The 1,777-nt window shown below is 59.5% G+C and carries 1 protein-coding gene; it reads right to left on the reverse strand.

Annotated features, from left to right (window positions below; translation table 11 throughout):
* A partial coding sequence (locus tag H3T90_RS08805; RefSeq protein ID WP_198230270.1) for an RCC1 domain-containing protein occupies positions 1 to 1,777 on the reverse strand: 1,777 nt, incomplete at both ends.

Consider the following 1,777-nt stretch of genomic DNA (forward strand, 5'->3'; position numbering starts at 1 on the left):
CGGGCTGGGGCTTGTACCGGTCCGTGGTGGTGCCGTCACCCAGTTGCCCGTGGTCGTTGCGGCCCCAGCTGTAGAGGATTCCGTTAGAGCCTATGGCCAGGGTGTGGGCGCCGCCTGCAGCAACTTGCGTATAGGTGAAGCCGGCGGCCACGCCGTCGGGCAGGGGGACCCTGGTCGGCGTCTTCTGTGTGGATACCTTGATCGGGTCCTGACCAAGCTGCCCGTACTGGTTGTTACCCCAAGCGTAGGCATTCCCGTCACTGGCAACGCCTAAGGAGAAGCCGATGACGCTGTCTTGCTCGCCGCCTGCGCTGACCTGGTTGAAACGGATGCCGCTGGTGTGGCCGGGAGGGGTGATCGTCGCCTGCTGGCCGCCCAGAGTGTTGCCTTGGCTGGGGTTGATTGACCAGTGCGTGTCAATCGGAGACCAATGTGCGACCAAGGTTAAGCCGCTGGTGACGGGCTGACTAAAGTCGTAAGCTACATTGGAATCACCTTTAATGTCCCTAACGAACCAGCCGTCGAAACGATAACCTTCCCTGGACGGATCAGGATTGGGACGCGAAGCCTGACCGCCATCGCCGATGGTTTGCGAAAATGTTGGGTGTCCACCCTGCGGATCGCTGAAAACAACAGAATGCGTAGGCCCAATGTAGGTGTAGTTAAGTTGAGCTGGCTTCTGGTTGATGCCGCTAAGAGTCCATTTGATGATGACATAGAGGGTTCCCGCTGTGTGGGCTGGCGTAGTGGTAGTCCAGGTTCCGTCGGACTTGCTGGTTGGTCTGTTGCCAACAGTTTGCCCGAATTGGACGCCGGTGATGTTGAGGGGAGTGGGGTCGAATATGGTCTGTATAGGTGCGGGGCTGTTGCCTGTTGCGGGGATGCTGGTGTTGCCGAGCTGGTTGTAGTCGTTCTTGCCCCAGGCGTAGGCGTTGCCGTCCTGGCCGATGGCCAGGGAGTGGTTGTGGGATGCGCTGATGCAGACGGCCTTGAATCCCTGACTTGCGCTGTTCGGACCGGTTACTTTTATTGGGGTTGCCTGTTGATCGTTGGTGCTGCCGTTGCCGGTCTGCCCGTAGTGGTTCCAGCCCCATCCCCAGGTGTTGCCGTCCTGGTCGATGGCCAGGGAGTGCCATGTGCCAGCGCTGATCTGGGTGGCCTTGAAGTCCTTGCTGGAGTTGTTGGGATCTCGAATCGGGGCTGTTGACGGCGTGAGATATTCGGTGTCGTTGACTTTCCCCCAGGCATAGAGGCTGCCGTCTTGGCCGATAGCGAGGGCGTGCCATGTGCCGGCGCTGATCTGGGTTGCCTTGAAGGACTTGCTATTGTCGTTGGGGTCTTTGACCAGCGTGGGGTCGGAAGCATAAGTGGTGCTGGATTCTCCTGTGTGTTGACCGTTGCCGAGCTGGCCGTTGGTGTTGTATCCCCAGGCGTATACATTGCCGTCCTCGTCCAGGGCCAGGATGAAGCTCCATTTGACGCTGACCTGTACCGCGCGCAGTGTCTGGCTGGGGTGACTAGGGTCTTTGGCTGCGGTCGGTGTCTTACTTGCTGTGCTGAAGATTGTACTGTTGTAGTTGTTATTTTCGCATCCCCAGGTGTAGACGCGGCCCTGGTTGTCGATGGCGGCCGAGTCGAAGGCTCCCGCGCTGATGTGCACGGCCTTAAACGATTGACCGGTGTCTGGGTTACTGACGGGCTGGGGCTTGTACCGGTCCGTGGTGGTGCCGTCACCCAGTTGCCCGTGGTCGTTGCGGCCCCAGCTGTAGAGGATTCC

The organism is Bifidobacterium polysaccharolyticum (genome assembly GCF_016101585.1).
Taxonomy (GTDB): Bacteria; Actinomycetota; Actinomycetes; order Actinomycetales; family Bifidobacteriaceae; genus Bombiscardovia; species Bombiscardovia polysaccharolytica.